Here is a 24878-nt window from a genome sequence, read left to right as displayed (position 1 = left end):
GCCCCGGCGCCGCGTGATGGATTCGGAGAACACAGGCACATGGCACGGCGCAAGAAGGTCTACGAAGGCAAGGCGAAAATCCTGTATGAAGGCCCGGAACCGGGCACGCTCGTGCAGTATTTCAAGGATGACGCCACCGCCTTCAACGCTGAAAAGAAGGCGACCATCGAAGGCAAGGGCGTTCTGAACAACCGCCTGTCGGAATTCTTCATGACCGGGCTGAACAATATCGGCGTGCCGACCCATTTCATCCGCCGCATCAACATGCGCGAACAGCTGATCCGCGCGGTCGAGATCATTCCGCTGGAAGTGATCGTGCGGAACTTCGCCGCGGGGTCCATGGCCAAGCGGCTCGGGCTGGAGGAGGGCACGCAGCTGCCGCGGCCGATCATCGAGTTTTCCTACAAGAACGACGATTTGGGCGATCCGCTGGTGCCCGAGGAATACATCATCGCCTTCGGTTGGGCCTCGCAGCAGGATCTCGATGATATCGTGGCGCTGGCGCTTCGGGTCAACGATTTCATGTCCGGCATGATGATGGGCGTCGGCATTCGGCTGGTGGATTTCAAGATCGAGATCGGCCGGGTCTGGGACGGTGATTTCATGCGCCTGATCGTGGCCGACGAAATCAGCCCCGACAGCTGCCGCCTGTGGGATATCGAGACCGGCCAGAAGCTGGACAAGGACGTGTTCCGCCGTGACCTGGGCAACCTGACCGACGCCTATACAGAGGTGGCCCGCCGCCTTGGCGTGATGCCTGCGAATTCCGGTTTCGGCGGCAAGCCGACGCTGGTGAACTGAACCGATGCGCGCGCGGGTAGCGGGCGCAGATTGAGTATTTGGACCAAGAAGAAAAGGGCAGGTGCGATGCGCGCAACCGTGACCGTGATGCTGAAACAGGGCGTTCTGGACCCGCAGGGCGAGGCCGTGCGCCATGCGCTTGGCGCTTTGGGTTTTGACGGCGTCGAGGGCGTTCGTCAGGGCAAGGTGATCGAGCTCGATCTGGCCGATGGCACCTCCGAGGAGACGGTCAAGGCGATGTGCGAGAAGCTGCTCGCCAATACGGTGATCGAGAGCTACTCGATTTCCATGGGCTGACCCGATGCGGGCGGCGCTGCTGACTGGCCCCCGAGCGGAGTTGCAGATCACCGATCTGCCCGATCCTGACTGTCCGCCCGATGGCGTGGTTCTGGATGTACTGGCCTGCGGCATCTGCCGGTCGGACTGGCATCTGTGGACCGGGTCCGACCCCGACGCCGATCTGCCGATCATTCCGGGGCATGAGTTCTGCGGCGTGGTCCGGGCTGTGGGGCGGGACGTGACCCAGTGGCACGAGGGCGACCGGGTGATTGCGCCCTTCATCCTTGCCTGTGGCCAATGCCCCGATTGCAGCGCCGGTCATCAGACCGTCTGCGCCACGCAGATCGTTCCCGGCTTCACTGCCCCCGGCGCATTTGCCGAGCGTATCACGGTGCCGCGTGCCGATGCCAATCTGACGCGCCTGCCCGAGGGCATGGACCCCGCCCTTGCCGCGGCCCTCGGCTGCCGGGTGACAACCGCCTGGCATGCGCTGACGGGACGTGCGGCACTGCGTCCCGGTGAATGGCTGGCCGTTTGGGGGGCGGGGGGCATCGGTCTGGCCGCGGCACTGATCGGCAAGGCGCTTGGGGCGCGGGTCGTGATGGCCGATGTGGTGCAGGAGAAGCTGGACCATGCGCTGACACTCGGGATCGACGCGGTTGTGAATGCCACCAATGCCGACCCTGTGGGAGAGATGCGCGAGATCACCAAAGGCGGGGCCGATCTGGCCCTAGAGGCGCTTGGGTTCGAGGTCACAACGATCAACGCCATGAAAAGCTTGCGAAAACTGGGCCGGATGGTGCAGGTGGGCATGCCCGCAGGCGACCACGTCAACATGACCCTGCCCTGGGATGCGGTCTATTCCGGCCAATTGGCGATCTATGGCACGCGCGGCATGCCGTCGTGGCGCTATCCGTCGCTTCTGTCGCTGATTGAAGGCGGTACGCTGGACCTGACCCCGATGATTGCCCGCCGCGTGGCCCTGTCGGATGCCAGCGCGGAACTGGCGGCCTTCGACGGACCAACCCCGCCGGGCGTCGCCGTGATCACCGATTTCACCCGCTAGGCCCCTTTGCCCCCGGTCGCATTTGCGCTAAGTGGCTGGCCAAGATCGTCACCCAAGGAAAGGTGCCCCCATGAAAGCCGCTGTCATCGTCTTCCCCGGCTCCAACTGCGACCGTGATCTGGCCGTGGCCTTTCGCAAGGCGGGGTTCCAGGTCGATATGGTCTGGCACAAGGATCAGGGCCTGCCCGAGGGGGTGGATATCGTGGGCATTCCCGGCGGGTTTTCCTTCGGCGACTACCTGCGCTGCGGCGCCATCGCGGGCCAGTCCCCGGTGATGAAGGGGGTGGCGGCCCATGTGGAACGCGGGGGCTATGCGCTTGGCATCTGCAACGGGTTCCAGGTGCTGTGCGAAACCGGTCTGCTGCCCGGCGCGCTGATGCGCAATGCGGGGCTGAAATTCATCTGCCGGATGCAGACCCTGTCAGTTGAAACCACGAACAGCGTCTTTACCCAAAACTACGACAAGGGCCAGCAGATCGACATTCCGTTGGCGCATCACGATGGGAACTACGTAATTGGTGCCGAGGGGCTGGCCGCGCTGAAGGCCGAGGATCGCATCGCGTTCCGCTATGTGGGCAACCCCAATGGTGCGATTGACGATATCGCCGGGGTGCTGTCGGAAAACCGCCGGGTGCTTGGCATGATGCCGCATCCCGAGCGGGTGATCGACGCGAACCATGGCGGCACCGACGGGTGGGCGATGTTCACTGGGCTGACGCAGGCGCTTGTGGCGGCCTGACGGGCTTGAGGCGCTGCCGCCAAACCCCTAGAATTGTTTCATGAACAGGCCCACGCGCTCTGATGTGGCCCTGCGAGGATCGGCAGGGCGCCGTGCATGGATTTTGCGCGGTCTGCTGGTCGTGTTCCTGGCGGTTGCCGGGGTCGTGGTCTGGGTGTCCAACATCTGGCTGACCGACCGCTTCACCGAAACCACCCGCAACCGCGCGGAACTGCGGCTGGCGCTTTATTCCGGGTCAATCATATCCGAGCTTCAGCGCAATTCCGTGGTGCCGCTGTTGCTGTCGCGCGACCCGACGCTGGTGCGGGCGCTGTCGGTGGGGGAGTATTCCACCACATCGCAGCGGCTGATCTCCTACCGCGAAGAAATCGGCGCGGCCTCCATCGAATTGCTGGACCGCGACGGGCGCGTTGTGGCGGCAACGGACCGGCACCAGATCGGGGAACAGCACGCAAATCAGGCTTATTTCGTTGAGGCGCAGAGGTCGAACGACACGGTGTTCACCACCACGGAACTGGATACCGGGGCCTTCAACTTCACCTTCTCGCGCCGGGTTGAGGATGACTCGCTGCTGCTTGGGGTGATCCTTGTGCGCGTCGATCTGGGACGATTGGCGGATCGCTGGCGGGGGACATCCGAGGCGGTGTTCGTGGCCAATTCCGAAGGCCGTATCATCCTGTCGACGGAACCGCGGTGGCGGGGTCGGAACGAAGCGGATGCCGTCGCGGTGCAATCGCCCGACAGCGCCATCGAACGCGCCATCGAGGCGGCGGGGGACTGGGCCTTCGCCAATCCCGGCCCCTATTTCGGCGGCTCGTCCACCCTGCGGCTGGAATCGCGTATTCCGTTCCGGGGCTGGATGCTGGTGTCGTTCACCGCCTATGATTCCGTGCGCGAGCGGGTGAACGGCGTTCTGGCGCTCGAGATCATGGGATTCGCGCTGCTTCTGGCGGCGGCCTTCTATCTTCTGAGCCGCCGGGCCCGGCTGCAATCGGTTGTCTTTCAACGGGAATCGGCGGAGCTTCGCCGGTTGAACGACAGGCTACAGCGGGAAATCGCCGAACGTCAGAAGGTCGAAAAGACCCTCGAAGAGGCGGAACAAAGCCTTGCCCAAAGCTCCAAACTGGCGGCCCTGGGCGAGATGTCGGCCGCCGTCAGCCACGAGCTGAACCAGCCGCTGGCCGCGATGAAGACCTACCTCGCCGGGGCCAAGCTGCTGTTGCAACGCCGGCGCAGCGAAGAGGCGCTGTCCTCGTTCCAGCGGATCGACGATCTGATCGACCGGATGGGAGCCATCACGCGGCAGCTGAAATCCTATGCCAGAAAGGGCGGAGAGGCGTTCCAAGAGGTCGATATGCGCGAGGCGCTGAGCTCGGCCCTGACCATGATGGAACCGCAGCTGCGACAGATGACGGTCGAGATCGCGCAGAGCATCCCGCGCCAGCCGGTGCTGGTCATGGCCGACAGGCTGCGGCTGGAACAGGTGATCATCAACCTGCTTAGGAACGCGCTCGATGCGATGAAGGGCGAGGATCTGCGAGAGCTGGACCTGATCATTGCGGAAGGCGACGAGGTGGTGCTGACCGTGCGCGACAACGGGCGGGGGATTGACGATCTCGACGCTTTGTTCGAGCCATTCTACACGACAAAGAAACCCGGCGACGGGGTGGGCCTCGGGCTCGCCATTTCGTCGGGCATCGTCAAGGACCTGGGCGGGCGTCTGACCGCGCGCAACGGGGACCAGGGCGGTGCCGTGTTCGAGGTGCGCCTGCCACGGGCCGATCGGGGCAGCGCCGCCGCCGAATGAGTAAAGCAGAGGAAGAGCCATGCGGATTGCAATCGTCGATGACGAACAGGACATGCGCCAGTCGATCAGCCAATGGCTGGCGCTGTCGGGCTTTCAGACCGAGACCTATGGCAGCGCCGAAGAGGCCCTGAAGAATATCGGCCCGGATTTTTCCGGCGTGGTGGTGACCGACATCAAGATGCCGGGCATGGACGGCATGGCTTTCCTCAAACGTCTGATGGGCATGGATAGCAGCCTGCCGGTGATCATGATCACCGGTCATGGCGACGTGCCCATGGCGGTGGAGGCGATGCGCCTTGGCGCCTATGACTTCCTCGAAAAGCCGTTCAACCCCGACCGCATGACCGAACTGGCCAAGCGGGCAGGGCAGACGCGCCGCCTGACGCTGGACAACCGCGCGCTGCGCAAGGAACTGTCGGATGGCACCGTGCTTATGCGCAAGCTCATCGGCTCGTCGCCCGTCATGGAACGGCTGCGCGAGGATATCCTCGATCTGGGGCAGGCCGACGGGCATGTGCTGATCACCGGCGAAACCGGCACCGGCAAGACGCTGGTGGCCCATGCACTGCACGCGGTCGGGCCGCGCGCGGGCAAGCCTCTTGTCTCGGTTGCCTGCGCGGCCCATGACGAGACGGCTCTTGGCGCGATGTTGTTTGGCCCCGTGGGCGAGGGGCAGGATCTGCCGCTTATCGAACAGGCCCGCGGGGGGTCTTTGCTGCTGGAAGGGGTGGAGGCGCTGCCGCAGGCCCTGCAGGCGCGCTTGCTGAAAACCATCGAGGATATGGGCACGCCCGCCGAGACGCGGATCGTCGCGATCTGCAATGCGCCGGACCCGGATACCGGCTGCGAACAGGCGCTGCGCCCAGATCTGTTCTACCGGCTGGCCGCCATGCGCATCGACCTGCCGCCCTTGCGGGCGCGCGGCGAGGACATCCTGACGCTGTTCAACAGGTTCGGCGAACAGTTCGCCGAAGAATATGGCACTGACGCGCCGCAGGTCACGGCCCAGGAAGCGGCACAGCTGTTGCAGGCACCCTGGCCCGGGAATGTGCGCCAGCTGATCAACATCTCGGAACGCGCGATCCTGCAGCAACGGCGCGGCTCCGGCTCCATCGCCTCGCTTCTGATGAGCGAAGGCGAGGAAACAGGGTCGCAGATGAGCAGCGAGGGCAAGCCGCTGAAGGAATATGTGGAAGCCTTCGAGCGGATGCTGATCGACAACACCATGCGCCGCCATCGCGGATCCATCGCCAGCGTCATGGAAGAGCTGTGCCTGCCACGCCGGACCCTGAACGAGAAGATGGCCAAATACGGTCTGAGCCGGTCGGACTACCTCTGATTTGCGCCAGCAGGCTGGCGGACCGGGGGAGCGCCGGTCTCAACCGCCCCCGCAAGGGGGGCGGCCTCGTCCGGCGCTTGGGTGTCAAATGGCGAGGGCATGCGCAATCTCGGGGGTGGGGCTCTGTGTGGGCCGGTCGATGCCTCCGGCGGGAGTATTTGGCCCAAGAAGAAAAGGGGATCGCCGCGGCTTCACCCGCAAATGCCGCGCGCAGTGCAACCGTCAGGTGACGAATTGCCATTGTAATCCCCCCGGAAGTGCCCTTAATGTCACAATTGCAGGCTCTCAATTTCGGGGCCTTGCGAAAAGTTTCTCTGACCGATCTCCGGCGCGCGGGAAAGCGGCGCGGTTTTCGTGAAGATCACCGGGGCCGGGATGGCCCTGTTACAGGAATTGCCCGGGTTTCGGGCGACAGAACGGATGGCAGGCGCAGACCCGCCATCGGAGATAAACCGCGATGCAACGCGTGCGCAGAGTTGAGGGACGGCAAGGCAGGGCAGATGCCCGCGCCCCGTCCGGGTGCGCCGCCGCCGTCGCCCTTTCAGGACAGCTTGAATTCACGGAAAGCGCACCGCCTGGTGCGTCTGTTCGGGGTTCATGTGCAAGGAACACATGGCAAAGAAGATGCTTATCGACGCCACGCACGCGGAAGAAACCCGCGTCGTCGTGGCTGACGGAAACAAGGTCGAGGAATTCGATTTCGAGTCGCTGAACAAGCGGCAACTGGCAGGAAACATATATCTGGCAAAGGTCACGCGGGTCGAACCCTCGTTGCAGGCCGCGTTTGTCGATTACGGCGGCAACCGCCACGGCTTCCTCGCCTTCTCGGAAATTCACCCCGATTACTACCAGATCCCGACCGCCGATCGCGAAGCGCTGCTGGCCGAGGAACAGGAATATGCCCGCGCTCTGGCCGAGGCCGAGGCGGATGCGGAAAACAAGCCCAAGCGCTCTCGTCGCCGCCGTCGCAAGCCGTCGAACGGGTCCGAGACCCAGGCCGCAGACAGCCGCAGCGATGCGGTGATCTCTGGCGAGGTTGAAGGCGGCAAGCGCAATTCCCCCTCTGGCATGGATGTCGTCGACCTGACGCCGGAAGACGAGGACTCGACGCTTTTGGCATCGGGCATGGATGAAACCGAGGGCAACGACGCGGCAGCGGAGGCGGCGTCACCGGACAGCGACAGCGTCGCGGACGACGCGGGCGCGACCGTTGCCGAAGAGGAAGCCCCGGCTGTCGACGCGCCGCAAGCTGACAACCGGTCTGACGACGCTGCGTCCGAGGACGGGGAGGATGACGCATCGGATGCGGATGACGCGGATGATGAAGAGGATGCGGGCGATGACACCATCGCCGATGCAGCCGAGGTCGACCCCAATATCTCGACCGTCGCCGACGATGACGATCAGGAAGACATTCGTCCGGTGCGCAAGCCGCGCCCGCGCCGCTACAAGATTCAGGAAGTGGTCAAGGTGCGCCAGATCCTGCTGGTGCAGGTCGTCAAGGAAGAACGCGGCAACAAGGGCGCCGCGCTGACCACCTATCTGTCGCTGGCCGGTCGCTACTGCGTTCTGATGCCCAACACCGCCCGTGGCGGCGGCATTTCCCGCAAGATCACCAACGCGGTAGACCGCAAGAAGCTCAAGGAAATCGCGGTTTCGCTCGATGTGCCGCAAGGTGCCGGGCTGATCGTGCGGACCGCCGGGGCCAAGCGCACCAAATCCGAGATCAAGCGCGATTATGAATATCTGCAACGCCAGTGGGAACAGATCCGCGATCTGACCCTGCGCTCCACCGCGCCCGCGCCGATCTATCAGGAAGGCGACCTGATTCACCGGTCGATCCGCGATCTCTATAACCGCGACATCGACGAGGTTCTGGTCGAGGGCGAGCGTGGCTACCGCCATGCCAAGGACTTCATGAAGATGATCATGCCGTCCCACGCCAAGAACGTGAAACATTACAACGAGCCGATGCCGCTCTTTGCCCGTTTCCAGGTCGAGGGCTACCTGGCTGACATGTTCAACCCGGTGGTGCAGCTGCGTTCGGGCGGCTACATCGTTATCGGCGTGACCGAGGCGCTTGTGGCCATCGACGTGAACTCTGGCCGCGCCACCAAGGAAGGCTCGATCGAGGAAACCGCGACCAAGACCAACCTTGAAGCCGCCGAAGAGGTCGCTCGCCAATTGCGCCTGCGCGACCTGGCCGGCCTGATCGTGATCGACTTCATCGACATGGACGAACGGCGCAACAACGCCGCCGTGGAAAAGCGTCTGAAGGACAAGCTCAAGACCGACCGGGCGCGCATCCAGGTCGGTCGCATCTCGGGCTTTGGACTGATGGAGATGTCGCGCCAGCGCCTGCGCCCCGGCATGCTGGAGGCGACGACACAGCCTTGCCACGCCTGCCATGGCACCGGGCTTGTGCGCTCTGATGACAGCCTCGCGCTGTCGATCCTGCGCCAGTTGGAGGAGGAAGGCACCCGCCGCCGCAGCCGCGAGGTTCTGGTCACCGCGCCCGTGGGCATCGTGAACTTCATCATGAACGCCAAGCGCGAATACCTGGCCGAGATCGAGGCGCGTTATGGCATGTCGATCCGGATCGAGGCCGATCCGATGCTGGTCTCGCCCGATTTCAAGATCGAGAAGTTCAAGACCGCCACCCGTCGTGTGGCGGCGGTGACGCCGGTGATCTCGATGGACAGCGCGCTGATGGACAGCATTGTCGAGGAGGCCGAAGCCGAGGAAGCCGCCGAGAGCGCGCCGGAGGTGTCCGAAGCCACCGATGAGCAGCCGAAGAAGAAGCGCCGCCGCCGCAGGGGCGGGCGTGGCCGCCGCAAGTCGGAGAATGGCGAAAACGGCGAGAATGGCGATACGCAGGACACCAACGGCGAAGAGGGCAATTCCGAGGAGACCCCGTCGGACGCGCCTGCCGAGGGTTCCGCCGCGGTAGCAGAGGCCGCCCCGGAAGCCCCGACGGAAGAGGCAGCGCCGGAGACCGAGGAAAAACCCAAGCGCAAGACCCGCAGCCGCCGCAAGAAGAAGGTAGAGGAACCGGCAGAGACGGACGCCCCTGCCGCAGAGGCGGACGCAGTTGCAGAGGCCGAATCCGCCCCGGCGGAGGAGGCCCCGGCAGAGGTGGCTGTGACGGAAGAGCCGGAAGCGGCCCCCGTGGAAGCGCCGGCTGCCGAAGCAGAGCCGCAGGGCGCCCCGGCCGAGGAACCGGCGGCAGAGAGTGCCCCGGCCGAGGAACCGGTGGCGGAGGCGGAACCAGAAGCGCCCGTAGTGGAAGAGCCTGCCGCAGAGGGTGTCTCTGATCCAGAGCCCGCGCCAGAGGAAGAGACGGCAGAAGCACCCACGCCCGAGCCGGAACCGGCGGCCGCCGTGGCAGAGGAAGCGCCCGCCGACGATCGCCCGAAGAAACGCGGCTGGTGGTCGATGGGCTAAGCCCTGCTGCCTGATATCAAAAGAAAAAGCCCCGGAGACGATCCGGGGCTTTTTTGTTCCAGCAGCGAAGAGCTTAGTTGGTCTGTGCCCGGATCTCGGCTGCCAGTGCCGCCATGCCCTCATAGGGCAGGTAGCCGCGCAGCAGTTGGTCGTTCATCACGAATGTGGGCGTTCCCGAGATTTGCAGCACCCCGGCCAACGCGTGATTGGCGGCAATCACCTGATCCACTTCCGGCGCGTTCATGCCCGCGAGGATCACGTCGGCGTCAAGCTCCAGACCCTCGGCCAGGCGGCGCAGGCTGTCTTCGGTGACGTCCCCGCGCATCTGCATCAGCGCCACATGAACCAGTTCATAGGCATCGTCGCCGATATTCTGGCGGGTCGAGATGGCAAAGCGCGAGGCCATCACGGATTCGTCTCCGAGAATGGGGAATTCCTTGACGATGTAGCGGATATTGCCGTCCGAGGAGATCAGCCGCTCCACATCGGGCTGCGCGCGGCGGCAATACCCGCAACGGTAGTCCATGAACTCGACCAGCACGATATCGCCATCGGGGTTGCCGCCTTCCCAGTCGAACTGGCTGTTGAACAGCGCCTCGGCATTGGCCAGCACCATGGCCTGATCCTGAACGGTCTCGGCCTGCGCCTGGCGTTCTTCCAGAACGGCGATGGCTTCCAGCAGCACCTCGGGGTGTTCCAGCAGGTAATCGCGGATCTCGGCGCGGAAGGTGGCGCGCTCGGCATCGCTCATGTCGGCGATCCCGTCAGCGGCCAGCGGTGCGGCGGTCAGCGCCGCTGCAAAGGCAAGCGCGGCGGGGGCAAATCTCTTCATGTCTATCTCCGGTTCAAGACGGTTTGGGCAACACCTAGCACATCCTGCGCGCGCAGAAACCCCGGGCTGCCCTGCGGCAGAAGGCCCGAGGCGCGGTTGGCGTGGATCTGGGCATCTTCGAAACGCCCCTGAAGGGCATAGCGTTCGGCAGTGGCGACCGAGGCCATGCCGTTCTGGCCAAGACGGGCATGGGCAAGGCCGAGGTCGCGCAAGAGGCGCGGGTTGAACGGGTCGCGGGCGCGGGCGCGGTTCAGCACCTCCAGCGCCTGACGGTTGCCCGATGCGGTATCTGCGGCCAGCAGCGCCCGGCCATATCCGGCAAGGATCAGCGGTTCGCGCGGGGCCAGTTCCACCGCGCGGGCATAGGCGCTGACCGCATGGGCATAGAGCCGCGATTCATACAGGATCTGGCCCCGAAGCTCGTGGTAATAGGCGTCATCGGGGCGCATGGCGACCAGCGCATCCACCTCGGCCATCGCCCGGTCGGTATCGGGCTGGCGGTGATAGGCGATGGCCCGGCGCAGGCGGGCGATCTCGGAATTGTCATTGCGCCCCACTCGTCGCAGGGTCCAGCTTGGCGCGCGCAGGAAGGCGGTCAGCTTGCCCTGCATCCGTTGATACCAATAAAGGGTGCTGTTGTCGGGGTCGACGGCGTCCAGCCCGGCCACAAGCGCCCTGACGGAACGCAGGCGTTCCCGTGTCAGCGGGTGGGTCAGCAGGTAGGGGTCCTGGCGACCGACCGACAGCGCCTCCTGTCCGCGAAAGATGTCCAGAACGTCGAGCATCGCCGTGGCATCGACCCCGGCCGAGATCATGTATCGGATACCCGCGGTGTCGGCGCTGGCCTCCTCGGCGCGGGTATGGGCGAACAGCACCCGTTGAGCAGAGGAGGCCGTACCAGCCAGAACCCCGAACCCGGTAGAGGAATCCCCCGACGCAACGCCCGCCGCGACCCCAAGCAGCAACCCGATCCGTGCCACCGTGTTGGCATGACCCACATTTGCAGCGCGGCGGGTGAAATGGCCGCCGGCGATATGGGCGGCTTCATGGGCGATGACCGCCTGCACCTGGGCAGGGTCTTCCAGCCGCATCAGAAGGCCCGAGTGGATGAAGATGTGATTGGTGTCCACGACGAAGGCGTTCAGGGAACTGTCATCGACCACGATGATCCGCACCGAACTGGGCAGGCCCGCTGCCCGCAGGATCGGGGCGGCCAGCGCCTGCAAGCCGCGTTCGATCTCGGCGTCGCGAATGATTGTCTGCGCCTGCGCCGAAAATGTGGACAGGAGCAGGACAAGCGCCGTCAGGCGGGCGAGAAGTGACATTGACCTTCCTGTCTTTGACTGCTTCAACCGGGCACAGCTTAAGGAGAGGTCAATGCGATATTCAAGGCGCTCGGGCGTTGATCCCTTTATCGTGATGGATGTGATGGAGCAGGCGCGCGCGGCGGAAGAGGCCGGGCGCCATGTTATCCATATGGAAGTGGGTCAACCGGGGTCGGGCGCACCTGCTGCTGCCAGTGCGCGTCTTTCCGCCGAGATGGAGGCGGGGCCGCTCGGCTACACGGTGGCGCTTGGCAGGCCCGACCTGCGCGCGGGAATCGCGGCGCTTTATGACGAGTGGTATGGCGTCGATCTGGACCCGGCGCGCGTGGTGCTGACGGCGGGGGCTTCGGGGGCTTTCATCCTTGCCTTCACGGCGCTTTTCGACGCGGGTGAAAAGGTGGGCCTGGGCGAGCCGGGCTACCCCAGCTACCGCCAGATCCTCAAGGCGCTGAGCCTGGAGCCGGTCGGGTTCCAGACCACGCCCGAGAACCGCTATCAGCCGGTGCCGGGCGATCTGACCGATGACATGGCCGGGCTGATCGTGGCCTCGCCCGCCAACCCCTCGGGCACGATGCTGGACAAACCCGCGCTTGGGGCGCTGGTCGGGGCCTGCGCGGATCGCGGCATGGCGCTGATTTCCGACGAGATCTACCACGGGCTGCAATACGAGGGCCGGGCGGTCAGCGCGCTGGAATGTTCCGATGATCTTTACGTGGTCAATTCCTTTTCCAAGTATTTCTCGATGACCGGCTGGCGGCTTGGCTGGCTGGTGGTGCCCGAGGATCACGTGCGCATCGTCGAACGGCTGGCGCAGAACATGTTCATCTGCCCGCCCCATGCGGCGCAGGTCGCCGCGCTTGGCGCGCTCTCGCCCGAAGGCCGGGCGGAGCTTGACGCGCATCGCGACGTCTACACGGTCAATCGGCGGCTGATGCTGGAGGGGCTGGCGAAGGCCGGTTTCGACAAGGTCGCGCCCGCTGACGGGGCCTTCTACGTCTATGCGGACGTGTCAGAACATACGGATGACTCGCTGGCCTTCTGTGCCGAGATCCTGCGCGAGGCGGGGGTCGCGGTCACTCCGGGGCTGGATTTCGACCCGGTGCGCGGCGCGACGACGCTGCGCTTTTCCTATGCCCGCTCGACAGCGGATATCGAAGAAGGCATCAGTCGGCTTCAGGGCTTCATGGCGTCCCGGTCGTCTTGAACAGGCGCGACAGGATCGACAGGGGGCTGCGCTGGCGCTGATTGTAGATGGCCAGCGAGGGAACCCCCTCGGCGGCATCCAGATAGGCCAGCGCATGATCGGCGCCGAAATCGTTGATCCAGAAGCCGATCGCGGTCAGCAGGTTGAAATGGTCGTGCATCTCGACCAGGGTGTATAGTGTCCCGCCTTCAACCGGTTCGAGCCTTTCGAAGATTTCCGACCGGCTCTTGCGGCCTTCCAGCCGAACGACGGCCTCCGATTGCCGGGTCAGGCGGTCTTCGTGCAGGATGCGATAGCGATAGCTGTGGGCCTGCCGCGCGATGGCAAAGCTTTCGCCGCTGGGGGCATCTGCCTCGTAGCGAACCGGAAAGAACCCGTCCGCCTCCTCGGGTCCGCAGACCCGACCGGCAACCGAAGTGCCTGGAAGCGGGCACAGTGCCCGGCGCACCCGGTCTGGCGAGGCGGGGCAGAACACGCGCGTGTGGTGGGTGCGTTTGCCCATCGGCAGGTTCTGGCCCGCATAGACGAGCACGGCCATCACCAGCAACCAGACCATGAACCATGCCAGCGACATAAGCAGGATCGCCATGTGGTCGCTGATCCCGCCCGCGACGACGGACGCGCCCGTTACGGCAAGTTGCAGATAGGGCGTTGCCAACAATAGCAATGCGAATGCAATCGACGCGGTCAGCGTGTCGATCCAGCCACCGGGAAAGGCAACCGCCGCGCTGGACACGATTCCCCCCCAGACCAGCATCAGCAGGAACAGGTTCAGCGGATCCCGAAACAGGTTGTCCGCCGGAGAGACCACAAGAGACAGGCAGGCCCCCGCCACAACCACCAGAACTGACAGGGAAATCAGACGGCGCAGCCGGTAGATCCGGTAGGCGGCATGGTGCAGAAGTGTCGGTTTCATGAGGCTCTCGACAGTGGTGGGTTGAGGTTGAGACAAGCCTGCCGCCGCTTTGCGGGAAGAATATGGCAGGTCCCGCGCGATTTCATGAAACTTGCGGTCTTGCGTGGCTTGGGGCAGGCGCAGGGACCTGTTATCCTGCCCAGTACAATAACCTTCAGCAGGCCGCAGATGATCCGTTTAGTCCTTGTATTAATGTCATTTTTAATGGTTTCCCTACCCGCTGCGGCACAGGACTTGCGGGCGCTTGCGCGGGTTCTTGCCGAAGGCAGCCGTTTGGAAGATGACGGGCGCGAGGTGGTGCTTGACCTCGCGCTGACCCAGGCCGTGCCGTACCGGGTTTTCGTGCTGGATGACCCCGCCCGCGTCGTGCTGGATTTCCGGGAGGTCAACTGGGCCGCTCTTGGCCCCGAACTTGACGCCTCCAGCCATGTCACCGGCCTTGCCATGGGCCGCGGCGATGCGGGTTGGTCGCGCATGGTCCTGACGCTCGATCGCCCGATGGAAATCGCCCAGGCCGGGATGCAGACCGATGACACAGACGGCACGGCGCAGGTGCAATTGCGGCTTTCGCCGGTATCGCAGGCCGTGTTCACCGAGCTTGCCGCCCACACCCCGCCGGGTGTCCGCCTGCCGCCGGTTCCGGTGGCCGACAGCGCCTTGCCGGTCCGTGTCGAGGGTGGACCGATCATGATCGCACTCGATCCCGGCCATGGCGGTGTCGATCCCGGCGCGCAACGGCGCGGGCAGGACGAGGCGGATCTGATGCTGATCTTCGCCATAGAACTGCGCGAAGTGCTGTTGCGGTCCGGGCTCTTTGACGTGGTGCTGACGCGCGAGGGCGACTGGTTCGTGTCGCTGCCCGAGCGGGTCACAATCGCGCGCAGCGCCGGTGCTCGGGCCTTCCTGTCGCTGCATGCCGATGCGCTGGAAGCGGGCAGGGCGCGTGGGGCGACTGTCTATACCCTATCCGAAACCGCCTCCGACGCCGCGTCGGAAGCATTGGCCGAGGCCCATGACCGCGCTGACCTGCTGGCGGGGGTCGACCTTGCGGGCAGCGATGATGAGGTCGCAGGTGTGCTGCTGGACCTTGCAAGGCTGGAAACCGCCCCCCGGTCCGCGGCTTTGGCCGATCACATCGTTGCCGGGCTGGACCGGGCGGGCGCAAACCTGCACCGTCATCCTCGGCTGGAGGCGGGGTTTTCGGTGCTCAAGGCCGCCGATATCCCGTCGGTTCTGGTCGAGCTCGGGTTCATTTCCGACCCCGAGGATCTGGCGAATCTTCTGGATGCCGATTGGCGCGCGCGGGTACAGGAGGCGATCCGCGATGCGCTGGTGGCCTGGGCCGCGGAAGATCAGGCCCAGAACGCCCTCTTACGCCAGTAACCCCGCCCTGAAGGCCGGTGCTACGAGGGCGCAGACGCTTTCGCGATCAGTCTTTCAGGACCACCAGAGCGTGACGCTTCTTGCCCGCTGACAGCTTGATCGGCTGGCCGAGGTCGGATGCGCTGACGATCAGGCCGGTATCGGTGATCAGCTGGTCATTGAGCCGCGCACCATTGTCGGTGATCAGGCGCCGCGCCTCCTTGCCCGACCTGGTCAGGCCCGAGCGGGTGATCAGCTGCACCACCGGCAACCCTTCGCCCAGATCCGCCGCCGTCAGGGTCAGGGTGGGCAGGTCGTCGCCCATGCCGCCCTTCTCGAACACCTCGCGCGCGGTGGCTTCCGCCGCCCGGGCCGCTTCGGCCCCGTGCAGCAGCGTCGTCACCTCATTGGCCAGCGCGATCTTGGCTTCGTTGATCTCGGAGCCTTCCAGCGCGCCAAGCCGGTCGCACTCCTCCACGGGCAGCTCGGTATAGAGCTTCAGGAACCGGCCCACATCCGCATCGGTCGTGTTGCGCCAGAACTGCCAGAACTCGTAAGGGCTGCGCATCTCGGCATTGAGCCACACCGCGCCATCGGCTGTCTTGCCCATCTTCTTGCCGTCCGAGGTGGTCAGCAGCGGCGAGGTCAGCCCGTAGATTTCATGGTCCAGCACCCGGCGCGTCAGGTCGATGCCGTTCACGATATTGCCCCACTGGTCCGACCCGCCCATCTGCAACAGGCAGCCGTAGCGGCGGTTGAGTTCCAGGAAGTCGTAGGCCTGCAGGATCATGTAGTTGAATTCGAGGAAGCTGAGGCTTTGTTCCCGGTCGATCCGCGATTTCACGGACTCGAAAGACAGCATCCGATTGACCGAGAAATGCCGCCCGATGTCGCGCAGGAAATCGAGGTAGTTGAGCTCGGCCAGCCACTCGTCATTGTTCAGCATCAGCGCATCACTCGGCCCGTCCCCATAGGTGACGTATTGTGCAAAGACCTGCTTGATCCCGGCGATATTGTCGTCGATCTGGGCGGGGCTCAGCAGCGGGCGTTCATCGGCCCGGAAGCTGGGGTCGCCCACCTTCGTCGTTCCGCCGCCCATCAGGGTAATGGGCTTGTGGCCGGTCTTCTGCAGCCAGCGCAGCATCATGATCTGGATGAGCGAGCCCACATGCAGCGACTTCGCCGTCGCGTCAAAGCCGATATAGGCCGGCACCACGCCCTTGATCAGAGCTTCGTCAAGGCCCTGATAATCGGTGCAGTCGGCCAGGAAGCCGCGCTCGATCATCACGCGCATGAAGTCGGATTTGGGGTGGTAGGTCATGTCTCGTCCGTCCAATGATAGGAATGGCGGCGTGATAGCGGGAAGGACGCGATGATGGAAGGGCCGATATGGGTTGCGGGTGCAATGTCTGGCACGTCGCTTGACGGCGTCGACGCGGCGTTGCTGAAGACCGACGGGCGGCGCATCTTCGACTTCGGCGAGACGCGCTTTCGCCCCTACCGGGACGAGGAACGCGAGGTGATCCGCGCCGCCTTGGGCCGATGGCCGGGGGATGATGGCGTTGAAGCGGCGGCGGAGGTGGTCGAAACCGCCCATGCCGCCGTGCTGTCGCGGCTATCTGGGGCCGAGATGATCGGCTTTCACGGCCAGACGCTCGCCCATGACCCGCGCGGGCGGGGCACCCATCAGGCGGGCGACGGGCAGGTGCTGGCCGATGTGCTGGGGCTGCCGGTGGTCTGGGATTTCCGGTCGTCCGACGTGCAGCTTGGCGGCGAGGGTGCGCCTCTGGCACCCTATTACCACTTCGCCTGTGCGCAATGGATCGGGGCGGAGGAGCCGCTGGTGTTCCTCAACCTGGGCGGCGTAGGCAACCTGACCTGGGTCGATCCGCGCCTGGACGGGCCCGAAAAGGATGGCGCGGTTCTGGCCTTCGATACCGGGCCGGGGAATGCGCCGCTTGACGATCTCTTGCGTGCCCGGCGTGGTGCGGCGCGGGACGAGGGCGGCGCACTTGCGCTCTCCGGTGTGGTGGATGAGGGGATCGTCGCAGCGGCCCTGACGCGGCCGTTCCTGTCAAGAATGCCACCGAAGTCCTTCGACCGGAACGATTTTGCCGATCTGGCAGGCCGTGTGTCGGGCTTAAGCGACGCCGATGCCGCCGCGACCCTCGTGGCCGTGACGGTGGCTTGTGTTGCCGACGGGATCACGCTGTGCCCGACGCCGCCCGCGCGGGTACTGGTCTGCGGCGGCGGGCGGCACAATGCGGCGATGATGCAGGGGCTGTCGCGGTCGCTGTCCTGCCCGGTCGAATCCGTGGAAACGGTCGGCCTCGATGGCGACATGCTGGAGGCGCAGGCTTTCGCCTTCCTCGCCGTTCGCGTCGCGCGGAAGATGTCCACCTCTGGTCCGATGACGACAGGTGTCGCCGCGCAAGTGGGGGGCGGGCGGATCAGCAGGCCACGTTCAGCCCCGTAAACTCTCGGTGTAGTCCTTCGCGAAGGCCGGGTAGCCGGGCGATGTGCTTTTCAGCAGCGGTGCCAGATCGCGGTTCAGCTCCGGCAGCTTGTGGAAGGGCACGTTCGGGAAGCTGTGGTGTTCCGCATGGAAAGGCATGTTCCAGGCGATGAAGCGCACCGGCCAGCCCGCATAGGTGGTGCGGGAGTTCTCCAGCATGTTGGTGACGGCCGGGCAGCGGCCATGTTCCGCCAGCAGGTAGAGCCTGAGGAATGGCTGACCGATCAGCACCGGCAGGATCCAAAGCCAGAGCGCCAGCGGCGACCAGATCAGGCTGAGGGCGATCAGGGCATAGAGCGCCAGCAACACCCGCGCCTCGCGCCGCATCGCGCCATGCTGGCGGGCGGGCAGGTAGGGGGCGTCGATGGGGCCGAAGGCATTGCGCCAGATCGTCCCCGCCATTCCGCGCCAATAACCCCAGCCACTGAGGTAGATCAGGAATTGCGGCCATGTCTCGGGCCTCGGCCCGTGCTCCAGTTCCGGGTCGCGCTCGGGGTCGTTTGTGTGTTTGTGGTGGGCAAGGTGGAAATAGCGGAACCAGATGAAGGGCAGCATCAGGGGCAGGCTGGTGGCATGGCCCACGGCATCGTTCAGCAATCGTGTCCTGAACGGCGTGTAATGGGTGCATTCATGGCTGAGGGTGAAGAGAAACACCGTCAGAATGCCAAGCGGCAGCAGCGCCAGCCACCAGCCGGGCCAGCCCATGACGATTGGCCATGCGCAACTGCCCATAGCCGCAAGATGCCCGGCCAGATGCAGCAGGCCCCGAAGGTCTGATCGTTCCTGCAACGCCTCTTTCCGGGCGGCGGGCAGGGCGGCGAGGGCGGCTTTGTGATCCATCTCAGCCCCTCGGGATGTCGAAACCGGGGGCGGCGAGTTCGAAGCCTTCGAAGCGGAAGGCCGGTGAAACCGTGCAGCTGACCAGCGTGTAATCGCCCGTCGTCCGCGCCGCCTGCCAGTGATGCGGCGGCACGAGGATCTGCGGGCGGCCTTGGGTCAGATCGGGCGTCAGCAGGTGGTCGGTCGCGGGACCGTCATCGGTTTCGCTGATCGACAGGACCAAAGGCGCGCCCGAATGGTAAAGCCAGATCTCGGCGGCATCGACCTTGTGCCAGTGGCTCGCCTCACCCGCTTTCAGCAGGAAATAGATGCAGGTGCCGGTGGGGCGGCCCTCGGTTTCCGCCACCCAGGTCTGCCGGTAATGCCCGCCCTCGGGGTGCGGGTCCAGCGAAAGCGTGGCGATGATCTCGTCTGCGGTCATGGGGCCCCCTTGGTTTTGGGTGAGCCTATTCGAACGTCGCAAAGAGGCAAGGGGCAGGGGGGCGGAGGTGGGCAAACTGCCCACCCTACGCGGGGTGGCTCAGTCGAACCCCGGTGTCCCCCGATCCTCGGGGTGGCGTTGCAGGTGGCTCGCCTTGATCCCTTCGGAGGTCTGGCGGCTGCCATCATGGCTCCAGCCCGGGGGCGCGACGGCATACATGAGCCGCTCGCGCAAGGTCAGGCCGCGCTGCGTCATGTCCTTGAAGATGCCCACCCATTCGTGGAAGGCCACGCGCAGCGGGTTGAAGGTGCCCAAGTTGTGGACAAGGCCGTAATCCACGCGTTCCTCCTCCAGCTCTGGCACGAAAGTGCCGAACATGCGGTCCCAGATGATGAAGACGCCCGCGTAGTTGCAATCGAGATAGCGCGCGTTGCGGCCATGGTGGACGCGGTGGTGCGAGGGCGTGTTCATCACGGCCTCGACCCACCGGGGCAGTCTGCCGATCGCCTCGGTATGAATCCAGAACTGGTAGATCAGGTTCAGGCCACCGACGAAGAGCACCATGGCGGGGTGGAACCCCAGAAGGATCAGCGGCGCGCGGACGACCATCATGAAGGTGAAAGTATAGGTCCATGTCTGGCGCAGCGCCGTGGTCAGGTTGTAATGCTGGCTGGAATGATGGTTCACATGGCTCGCCCAGACCCACCGGATCCGGTGCCCGAACCGGTGCACCCAGTAATAGCGCAGGTCATCCAGCACGAAGCAGAGCGCCACGACCCACCAGGATGTGCCCAGGTCCAGCGGCGTGATCTGCCACAGCACCATGAAGAAGCCCCAGGCGATGAAGCCGAGCGCAATGCCGCTGGCCACATTGCCCGCCCCCATGATCAGCGAAGTTACCGCGTCGCGGGTTTCATAGCGCCCGCCCTTGCCCTTGAGGACGATCCACAGAAGCTCCACCAGAATGGCGGCGATGAAGAAGGGGACGGCGTATTGCACGACATCGGGATAGGTCAGTTGGTCGGTCATGGTTTCTCCGACAGGATCTGGTGCCAGTGGGCGCGCGCGGCGGGGTCGAGCGCCACATCGAGGCGCGGCGCGGCGAAATCGTGGAAGAGGATGCGCAGGCCGCCGGGGGTGTCTCGGATCTCGGCCCCCTGCAATCGGTGGGCGCAGCTATCGGCGCCAAGGGCGAAGACGATGCCGGGGCCGTGGTCGGTTTCAATGAGGGCTGCGGTGCCATCGGGGGAGAGATGCGCGGCGGTGACGGTATCCTCCGGCCAGATGCGCAGCCAGGCGGTTCTGGCCTCGGCGTCTGAAGTCAGGTGCAGCGGGCGCGAAAGGCCCAGAAGATGGGTCAGCAGGGCGATCAGGCCGATGCCGCCCACCACCAGAATGATCAAGATATGAAGGGGCATGGCCCGTCTCCTCCTGGCCCGTATCAAACCGGGCAGGGGGCGGGGCTGTCAAACATGGCGTGGCGTCAATTATCGGCGCTGAGGAAGCTGCGGATCTCGGAGAGCACGACCTCGGGCGCGTCATCGACGCTGTCGTGGCCCGTGTCGGGGATCACGGCAAGCCGGGCGTCCGAATAGAGCGCCAGGTGACCGCGCTGGTGATCCTCTCCGATCCACGTGCTGCACTCCCCCGCGATCAGCAGGACCGGCCCGGAAAAGCGGATCGCATTGCCGCCGAGCGCGTCGAAACCGGCCGGCCCGGCGCGGCTGGACACCGCCTGACCCGCGATCCCGCCCGCGCGCCAGCTGGGGCTGTCATAGCTTTCGCCGGGACAGGCATAGCCGGTCAGAGGATCGGAGGCGAAATAGCCCATCATCCGGCCAATCAGATAGTCCTGCGCGGCGGCCTCGTCCGGGCCATCCACATGGGCTGATTCAAACCCGGTGCGCAGCCCGTGCCACAGCATCAGGGGCTGGCGGATGATCTCTTGTGACCGCGCGCCCCAGGCTTCGGCTTCTACTGCCGACAGGAAGCCCGGTTCGATCAGCACGGCGGCGGCGACCCGATCAGGATGCGCGCCAAGGAAGGCGCTGGCCAGCATCGCGCCCCAGCTATGGCCAATGAGGATCGCGGGGGCGTCGGGGCTGACAAGGTCCAGGACGCCTGCCAGTTCCTCCAGATGGGTGTCCAGCGTCAGCGCCTCGGCGGGCACCCGTTCCGACAGGCCCGCGCCGCGCTGGTCGTAGAAGGTCACGTGATAGCTGTCAGCGAGCGCCTGCAGGGGCAGGAGGGACCGGTAATCCGCGCCCGGCCCCCCGTGCAGAACGACAATCGCCGGATTGGCCGGGTCGCCGAAGCTTTCGGAATGGAGCGTGACACCGCCCACCTCGATCCGGGGCAGGGCGGGGTCATCGGTGACGGTGGCGGGCACGGGGTAGTTCCCCATGGTCCCGACATAGAGCGCCCCCACTGCGAAAAGCAGGAGCGCGATCAGAAAGCCTATGCCGCGAAGAACCCGCCGCATCGGTCAGCGCAGGATGGAACGGCCTGCATATTCGGCCGTTTCCCCCAGCATTTCCTCGATACGGATCAGTTGGTTATACTTCGCCAGCCGGTCAGAGCGGGCCAGCGACCCGGTCTTGATCTGCCCGCAATTGGTGGCAACGGCGAGATCGGCGATGGTGGCGTCCTCGGTCTCGCCCGAACGGTGGCTCATGACATTGGTCATGCGGTTGCGATGCGCCAGATCGACGGCTTTCAGCGTCTCGGACAGGGTGCCGATCTGGTTGACCTTTACCAGCATGGAATTGGCACAGCCGCGCTCGATGCCCATGGCCAGACGCTTCGGGTTGGTGACGAAAAGGTCATCGCCCACCAGTTGCACACTGTCACCAAGCCGGTCGGTCAGCAGTTTCCAGCCCTCCCAGTCATCCTCGGAACAGCCGTCTTCGATGGAGAGGATCGGGTAATCGGCACAAAGCGCGGCGAGGTAGTCGACATTTTCGGCGGGGGTCAGGCTGATGCCTTCACCGGCCATCTCGTACTTGCCATCCTTGAAGTATTCCGTCGCGGCGCAATCCAGCGCCAGCATGATGTCATCGCCGGCCTTGTAGCCCGCTTTCTCAATGGATTTCAGAATGAAATCAAGCGCGTCGCGGGTCGAGGACAGGTTCGGCGCAAAGCCGCCCTCATCGCCCACGCCTGTTGCCAGCCCCGCTGCGGACAGCTCTTTCTTCAGCGTGTGGAACACTTCCGAGCCCATGCGCACCGCGTCGCGGATGTTGCCCGCGCTCACTGGCATGATCATGAATTCCTGGATGTCGATCGGGTTATCCGCATGCTCGCCGCCATTGATGATGTTCATCATCGGCACCGGCAGCACGCGGGCCGAGGTGCCGCCGACATAGCGGAAAAGCGGCTGGCCGGTATACTCGGCGGCGGCTTTGGCAACGGCCAGCGACACGCCCAGAATGGCGTTCGCCCCAAGACGGCCCTTGTTCTCGGTTCCGTCGATCTCGATCATAGCGGTGTCGATGGCGGCCTGTTCGGTGGCGTCGAAGCCCAGGAGGTTTTCAGCCAGTTCACCATTCACGGCGGCCACGGCCTCCAGCACGCCCTTGCCCATGTAGCGCGCCTTGTCGCCGTCGCGCTTTTCCACGGCCTCATGCACGCCGGTTGAGGCGCCGGAAGGCACGGCAGCGCGGCCCATGGTGCCGTCTTCCAGGGTCACGTCGACCTCAACGGTCGGGTTTCCGCGGCTGTCGAGGATTTCGCGGGCGTGGATGTCGATGATGGTGCTCATGGGGATCTATCCTCAAACGAACAGGAATGGGGTCGCGCAGAGCTATAGCAGGGGCGTGGCGAAAGTAAACCGTGTATGATAGCGCTAACGGTCCTTGTTTTGCGGGGTGTGCCGAGTGTTTGCGCCAACATGGCAAAAAAAACTTCATAGACACTGAGTGAACAGAAGATGCACTGCTTGATCAGCTTTCAGTGTTCTGGTTTTTGCAGGTTTGCGCCTGCTTGTCCTTGTCCGTCAGCAATTGCCAGATCGGCAGATACGGGTTGTCGCGCCCGCCGAGCGGGGTCAGGTCCGGCTCCAGGATGGCATGAAACGCCCTTGCGTTCTTGGTGCCAAAGCGCTCGTCGTCCAGTAGAATGATCCGGCGGCGGACCCGTCCGCAACCGGGATAGAGCTCCCACATCTTCAGACCGATCTTCGCGCCATGGGCATCGAGCAAATAGCCCGCAAGCACACCGGAATGGGTTGTGTTGTTTTTACTTATCCCGAGCCCTTCTCCACCGTCCCAACGGTCGCTCGGGCGACCATCGCGATGCATGAAACTGGCCACGGGCGTTCCCGGCGGCAAGGTGACGGACATGGCATTGTGGCCGCGACGCCAATTTCCCACCGTGCGCATAGCGTTTACCGCCACCTTGGGAAGCACCACGCATTCATAGCAGTTCCAATACGCCACATGCGCATCCAGCCAAGCCTGCAGGTCCGGGTCGAACCATCTGACAGGAGAGCCGGGCTTGGCCAATGGCGGACGGGGCGGGAAAGGATGATCGCTCATCGTTTTAGCGCTGCTGATCGATGCCGCCGATAAGCAGCGAAAGCTGTCGGACCTGATGCTCAAGCACACTCATGCCCAGGCCCTTGAGATGTGGATTTGCCGCCATATAGGCCTTGGAATCCATGCCGGGGGCCGGTTCTCTGCCCTCAAACGAACCATAGCGCAGGTAGTGGTCCAGCGGGTCCATCCGGGTTTTCCCGACATCGGGGTAGGTCAGCACATACCAATCCGGGTCGAAAAGCCCGGACTTGCGAATTGCCTCGCGCAGGTTCTCGGGTGACGGATCTTCAGCAAGCCCTTCGGTCATCCCGCTTTTGCGCAAGAGGAGTTCCAACAGTTCACGAACGCGACGTTCATTTGCGGCGGCTTCACGGTGCAGTCGGGCGTTTTCCTCGCGCAACCGTTCCAGTTCGGCGCTGTCTTCGTTCGACTGATGCCACATGGCGTCGGCATCCACCGCGAGGCCTTCAAGATAGCGATCAAGGCCGCAATCTGCCGGGGATGCCTGCGCGACGGCATCGGCATAGGTGCGAAGAAATGCGTCGATGGCGCGTGGCAGGTCGAATTCCCTGCGAACCTGATCTGTGACAGAGGTGATGTCCTCCTGGGACCACGCCTTCAGCTCGGACGCGAGCCATTCGCGATCGAACCGGTCACTTGACGTGAAATATCTGGGACTGAAATTGGCCGCGACCCAGTCTTTCAGGCTGCGCCTGGTGATCAGATGACCGGCCAGCTGAGGGACGATCGGGATCACGGCACACCCGGCGGCCATTGCCTCAAGCGCCGACCGCCCGACGGCAAACGCGATATCGTAGTCGGGCAGGAAGTATTCTGGCCGCGGCCGCGGGTTGTTGAACGCATAGCCAACCTTGGTAAGGCTGAGCCCGTTCGCGTCGCAGGCATCTTCTAGCGTTTTTAACTCTTCCGGGTAGAATCCGCCCTGTCCATAAAGCACGGCCCGCGTCGGCCGGCTGCTCACTTTACGGACAAACGAGAAGCGCTCGCAGTCAACGAAGTTGGGAATGACCACGACCCGTTCGACCGGGATGTCGCGTTCGCTTGCCAGACGCGGCGCCAGTCGCTGCGAGGTTACAACATAAGCCCGGATGCGATCATGCCGTGGAACCTGTTCCACCCAGGGGCGCGCGCCGTGCCAGCAATAGACCATCGGAACGCCGCTGAACTTGGCAAGGGCCGCCATTGCAGGCAGATGATGCTGGCCATGGATGACGTCGGGCCACCACGGCAGATCGTCAAGCTTGTCCTTGACCGGAATACCGCTCGGCGTGATCAGTTTAGCGATACGGCCTGGACGCGGACAATAGACCGCGACTTCGTGCCCGCGGGCGGCAAGAGACCGGGCAAGCTCTGCCGTGAAGAGTTCCGAGCCTCCGAAGCGTTCCAGGGCGCGTTGAGTTATGAGTATCTTCATAAAAAATTCCCCACTTCA

General features: G+C 64.4%; 22 protein-coding genes. 10 read left to right on the top strand and 12 right to left on the bottom strand.

Features of this window, described 5'->3' with window-relative positions; genetic code table 11:
• Positions 1-39 precede the first annotated feature (39 nt).
• The 7 genes from purC to RBB16_RS11950 all read left to right on the top strand — a co-directional run bounded on the left by purC (position 40) and on the right by RBB16_RS11950 (position 9475).
• On the top strand, positions 40-801 hold the full coding sequence (purC, locus tag RBB16_RS11980) for a phosphoribosylaminoimidazolesuccinocarboxamide synthase (protein ID WP_071691623.1): 762 nt from the start codon (positions 40-42) through the stop codon (positions 799-801).
• A 66-nt stretch (positions 802-867) separates the two neighbouring features.
• Positions 868-1098 (top strand): phosphoribosylformylglycinamidine synthase subunit PurS, encoded by a 231-nt coding sequence (gene purS, locus RBB16_RS11975; protein ID WP_071691622.1) that lies wholly within the window; start codon positions 868-870, stop codon positions 1096-1098.
• A 4-nt stretch (positions 1099-1102) separates the two neighbouring features.
• Positions 1103-2146, top strand: coding sequence for an alcohol dehydrogenase catalytic domain-containing protein (locus RBB16_RS11970; RefSeq protein ID WP_306046395.1), 1044 nt, complete (start codon positions 1103-1105; stop codon positions 2144-2146).
• Positions 2147-2216: 70 nt separating this feature from the next.
• On the top strand, positions 2217-2885 hold the full coding sequence (gene purQ / locus RBB16_RS11965; protein ID WP_306046394.1) for a phosphoribosylformylglycinamidine synthase subunit PurQ: 669 nt from the start codon (positions 2217-2219) through the stop codon (positions 2883-2885).
• A gap of 40 nt (positions 2886-2925) precedes the next feature.
• A complete protein-coding gene (locus tag RBB16_RS11960; protein WP_306046393.1) occupies positions 2926-4692 on the top strand; it encodes an ATP-binding protein in 1767 nt (588 codons plus the stop codon).
• A gap of 19 nt (positions 4693-4711) precedes the next feature.
• The gene (locus RBB16_RS11955) at positions 4712-6031 is read left to right on the top strand and encodes a sigma-54 dependent transcriptional regulator (protein WP_306046392.1); all 1320 of its coding nucleotides are present in this window, start codon (positions 4712-4714) and stop codon (positions 6029-6031) included.
• Between the two features lie 612 nt (positions 6032-6643).
• Entirely contained in the window at positions 6644-9475 is a 2832-nt protein-coding gene (locus tag RBB16_RS11950) for a ribonuclease E/G (RefSeq protein WP_306046391.1), read from the top strand.
• Positions 9476-9548: 73 nt separating this feature from the next.
• Here RBB16_RS11950 and RBB16_RS11945 read toward each other — a convergent pair whose 3' ends face one another.
• Both RBB16_RS11945 and RBB16_RS11940 read right to left on the bottom strand, forming a co-directional pair.
• Positions 9549-10307 carry a DsbA family protein gene (locus RBB16_RS11945; protein ID WP_306046390.1) on the bottom strand — a complete coding sequence of 253 codons (759 nt, stop codon included), beginning with the start codon at positions 10305-10307 and terminating at the stop codon, positions 9549-9551.
• Positions 10308-10309: 2 nt separating this feature from the next.
• Positions 10310-11632, bottom strand: coding sequence for a M48 family metalloprotease (locus RBB16_RS11940; RefSeq protein ID WP_306046389.1), 1323 nt, complete (start codon positions 11630-11632; stop codon positions 10310-10312).
• A gap of 52 nt (positions 11633-11684) precedes the next feature.
• Here RBB16_RS11940 and RBB16_RS11935 point away from each other — a divergent pair, with 52 nt between their 5' ends.
• Positions 11685-12836 (top strand): aminotransferase class I/II-fold pyridoxal phosphate-dependent enzyme, encoded by a 1152-nt coding sequence (locus tag RBB16_RS11935; RefSeq protein ID WP_306046388.1) that lies wholly within the window; start codon positions 11685-11687, stop codon positions 12834-12836.
• Here RBB16_RS11935 and RBB16_RS11930 read toward each other — a convergent pair.
• On the bottom strand, positions 12814-13752 hold the full coding sequence (locus RBB16_RS11930; RefSeq protein ID WP_071691613.1) for a hypothetical protein: 939 nt from the start codon (positions 13750-13752) through the stop codon (positions 12814-12816). The genes RBB16_RS11935 and RBB16_RS11930 overlap by 23 nt on opposite strands.
• Before the next feature lie 204 nt (positions 13753-13956).
• Between RBB16_RS11930 and RBB16_RS11925 the strand changes: the two genes are divergently transcribed.
• A complete protein-coding gene (locus RBB16_RS11925; protein ID WP_306046387.1) occupies positions 13957-15135 on the top strand; it encodes an N-acetylmuramoyl-L-alanine amidase in 1179 nt (392 codons plus the stop codon).
• A gap of 46 nt (positions 15136-15181) precedes the next feature.
• Here RBB16_RS11925 and tyrS read toward each other — a convergent pair whose 3' ends face one another.
• Positions 15182-16435 (bottom strand): tyrosine--tRNA ligase, encoded by a 1254-nt coding sequence (gene tyrS, locus RBB16_RS11920; RefSeq protein ID WP_306046386.1) that lies wholly within the window; start codon positions 16433-16435, stop codon positions 15182-15184.
• Positions 16436-16489: 54 nt separating this feature from the next.
• Here tyrS and RBB16_RS11915 point away from each other — a divergent pair, with 54 nt between their 5' ends.
• Entirely contained in the window at positions 16490-17590 is a 1101-nt protein-coding gene (locus RBB16_RS11915) for an anhydro-N-acetylmuramic acid kinase (protein ID WP_306046385.1), read from the top strand.
• Here RBB16_RS11915 and RBB16_RS11910 read toward each other — a convergent pair.
• The 8 genes from RBB16_RS11910 to RBB16_RS11875 all read right to left on the bottom strand — a co-directional run bounded on the left by RBB16_RS11910 (position 17579) and on the right by RBB16_RS11875 (position 24860).
• On the bottom strand, positions 17579-18469 hold the full coding sequence (locus RBB16_RS11910; RefSeq protein WP_306046384.1) for a fatty acid desaturase: 891 nt from the start codon (positions 18467-18469) through the stop codon (positions 17579-17581). The genes RBB16_RS11915 and RBB16_RS11910 overlap by 12 nt on opposite strands.
• Position 18470: 1 nt before the next feature.
• The gene (locus RBB16_RS11905; protein WP_306046383.1) at positions 18471-18890 is read right to left on the bottom strand and encodes a cupin domain-containing protein; all 420 of its coding nucleotides are present in this window, start codon (positions 18888-18890) and stop codon (positions 18471-18473) included.
• A 99-nt stretch (positions 18891-18989) separates the two neighbouring features.
• Complete coding sequence (locus RBB16_RS11900; protein WP_306046382.1) at positions 18990-19919, bottom strand: sterol desaturase family protein; 930 nt, start codon at positions 19917-19919, stop codon at positions 18990-18992.
• Positions 19916-20308: a hypothetical protein gene (locus RBB16_RS11895; protein WP_306046381.1), complete on the bottom strand. Its 393-nt coding sequence runs from the start codon at positions 20306-20308 to the stop codon at positions 19916-19918. Before RBB16_RS11895 ends, RBB16_RS11900 begins: the two co-directional genes overlap by 4 nt.
• A 65-nt stretch (positions 20309-20373) precedes the next feature.
• Positions 20374-21372 (bottom strand): alpha/beta hydrolase, encoded by a 999-nt coding sequence (locus RBB16_RS11890; protein WP_306046380.1) that lies wholly within the window; start codon positions 21370-21372, stop codon positions 20374-20376.
• 3 nt (positions 21373-21375) lie between these two features.
• On the bottom strand, positions 21376-22650 hold the full coding sequence (gene eno / locus RBB16_RS11885; RefSeq protein ID WP_306046379.1) for a phosphopyruvate hydratase: 1275 nt from the start codon (positions 22648-22650) through the stop codon (positions 21376-21378).
• 181 nt (positions 22651-22831) lie between these two features.
• Positions 22832-23425 carry a hypothetical protein gene (locus RBB16_RS11880; RefSeq protein ID WP_306046378.1) on the bottom strand — a complete coding sequence of 198 codons (594 nt, stop codon included), beginning with the start codon at positions 23423-23425 and terminating at the stop codon, positions 22832-22834.
• 4 nt (positions 23426-23429) lie between these two features.
• Entirely contained in the window at positions 23430-24860 is a 1431-nt protein-coding gene (locus RBB16_RS11875) for a glycosyltransferase family 4 protein (RefSeq protein WP_306046377.1), read from the bottom strand.
• Positions 24861-24878: the final 18 nt, after the last annotated feature.

The sequence above is a fragment of the Nioella sp. MMSF_3534 genome (assembly GCF_030732985.1).
Classification (GTDB): domain Bacteria; phylum Pseudomonadota; class Alphaproteobacteria; order Rhodobacterales; family Rhodobacteraceae; genus Nioella.
This window is presented reverse-complemented; position numbering and strand designations above follow the sequence as displayed.

Excerpts from the sequence above, each read along its gene's own strand:
- purC (WP_071691623.1), top strand. The coding sequence starts at position 40 with ATGGCACGGCGCAAGAAGGTCTACGAAGGCAAGGCGAAAATCCTGTAT.
- RBB16_RS11970 (WP_306046395.1), top strand. The coding sequence starts at position 1,103 with ATGCGGGCGGCGCTGCTGACTGGCCCCCGAGCGGAGTTGCAGATCACC.
- RBB16_RS11905 (WP_306046383.1), bottom strand. The coding sequence starts at position 18,890 with ATGACCGCAGACGAGATCATCGCCACGCTTTCGCTGGACCCGCACCCC.
- RBB16_RS11875 (WP_306046377.1), bottom strand. The coding sequence starts at position 24,860 with ATGAAGATACTCATAACTCAACGCGCCCTGGAACGCTTCGGAGGCTCG.
- RBB16_RS11955 (WP_306046392.1), top strand. The coding sequence starts at position 4,712 with ATGCGGATTGCAATCGTCGATGACGAACAGGACATGCGCCAGTCGATC.
- tyrS (WP_306046386.1), bottom strand. The coding sequence starts at position 16,435 with ATGACCTACCACCCCAAATCCGACTTCATGCGCGTGATGATCGAGCGC.
- RBB16_RS11895 (WP_306046381.1), bottom strand. The coding sequence starts at position 20,308 with ATGCCCCTTCATATCTTGATCATTCTGGTGGTGGGCGGCATCGGCCTG.
- RBB16_RS11950 (WP_306046391.1), top strand. The coding sequence starts at position 6,644 with ATGGCAAAGAAGATGCTTATCGACGCCACGCACGCGGAAGAAACCCGC.
- RBB16_RS11940 (WP_306046389.1), bottom strand. The coding sequence starts at position 11,632 with ATGTCACTTCTCGCCCGCCTGACGGCGCTTGTCCTGCTCCTGTCCACA.
- RBB16_RS11925 (WP_306046387.1), top strand. The coding sequence starts at position 13,957 with ATGGTTTCCCTACCCGCTGCGGCACAGGACTTGCGGGCGCTTGCGCGG.
- RBB16_RS11960 (WP_306046393.1), top strand. The coding sequence starts at position 2,926 with ATGAACAGGCCCACGCGCTCTGATGTGGCCCTGCGAGGATCGGCAGGG.
- RBB16_RS11890 (WP_306046380.1), bottom strand. The coding sequence starts at position 21,372 with ATGCGGCGGGTTCTTCGCGGCATAGGCTTTCTGATCGCGCTCCTGCTT.
- RBB16_RS11930 (WP_071691613.1), bottom strand. The coding sequence starts at position 13,752 with ATGAAACCGACACTTCTGCACCATGCCGCCTACCGGATCTACCGGCTG.
- RBB16_RS11880 (WP_306046378.1), bottom strand. The coding sequence starts at position 23,425 with ATGAGCGATCATCCTTTCCCGCCCCGTCCGCCATTGGCCAAGCCCGGC.
- RBB16_RS11915 (WP_306046385.1), top strand. The coding sequence starts at position 16,490 with ATGGAAGGGCCGATATGGGTTGCGGGTGCAATGTCTGGCACGTCGCTT.
- eno (WP_306046379.1), bottom strand. The coding sequence starts at position 22,650 with ATGAGCACCATCATCGACATCCACGCCCGCGAAATCCTCGACAGCCGC.
- RBB16_RS11910 (WP_306046384.1), bottom strand. The coding sequence starts at position 18,469 with ATGGATCACAAAGCCGCCCTCGCCGCCCTGCCCGCCGCCCGGAAAGAG.
- RBB16_RS11900 (WP_306046382.1), bottom strand. The coding sequence starts at position 19,919 with ATGACCGACCAACTGACCTATCCCGATGTCGTGCAATACGCCGTCCCC.
- purS (WP_071691622.1), top strand. The coding sequence starts at position 868 with ATGCGCGCAACCGTGACCGTGATGCTGAAACAGGGCGTTCTGGACCCG.
- RBB16_RS11935 (WP_306046388.1), top strand. The coding sequence starts at position 11,685 with ATGCGATATTCAAGGCGCTCGGGCGTTGATCCCTTTATCGTGATGGAT.
- purQ (WP_306046394.1), top strand. The coding sequence starts at position 2,217 with ATGAAAGCCGCTGTCATCGTCTTCCCCGGCTCCAACTGCGACCGTGAT.
- RBB16_RS11945 (WP_306046390.1), bottom strand. The coding sequence starts at position 10,307 with ATGAAGAGATTTGCCCCCGCCGCGCTTGCCTTTGCAGCGGCGCTGACC.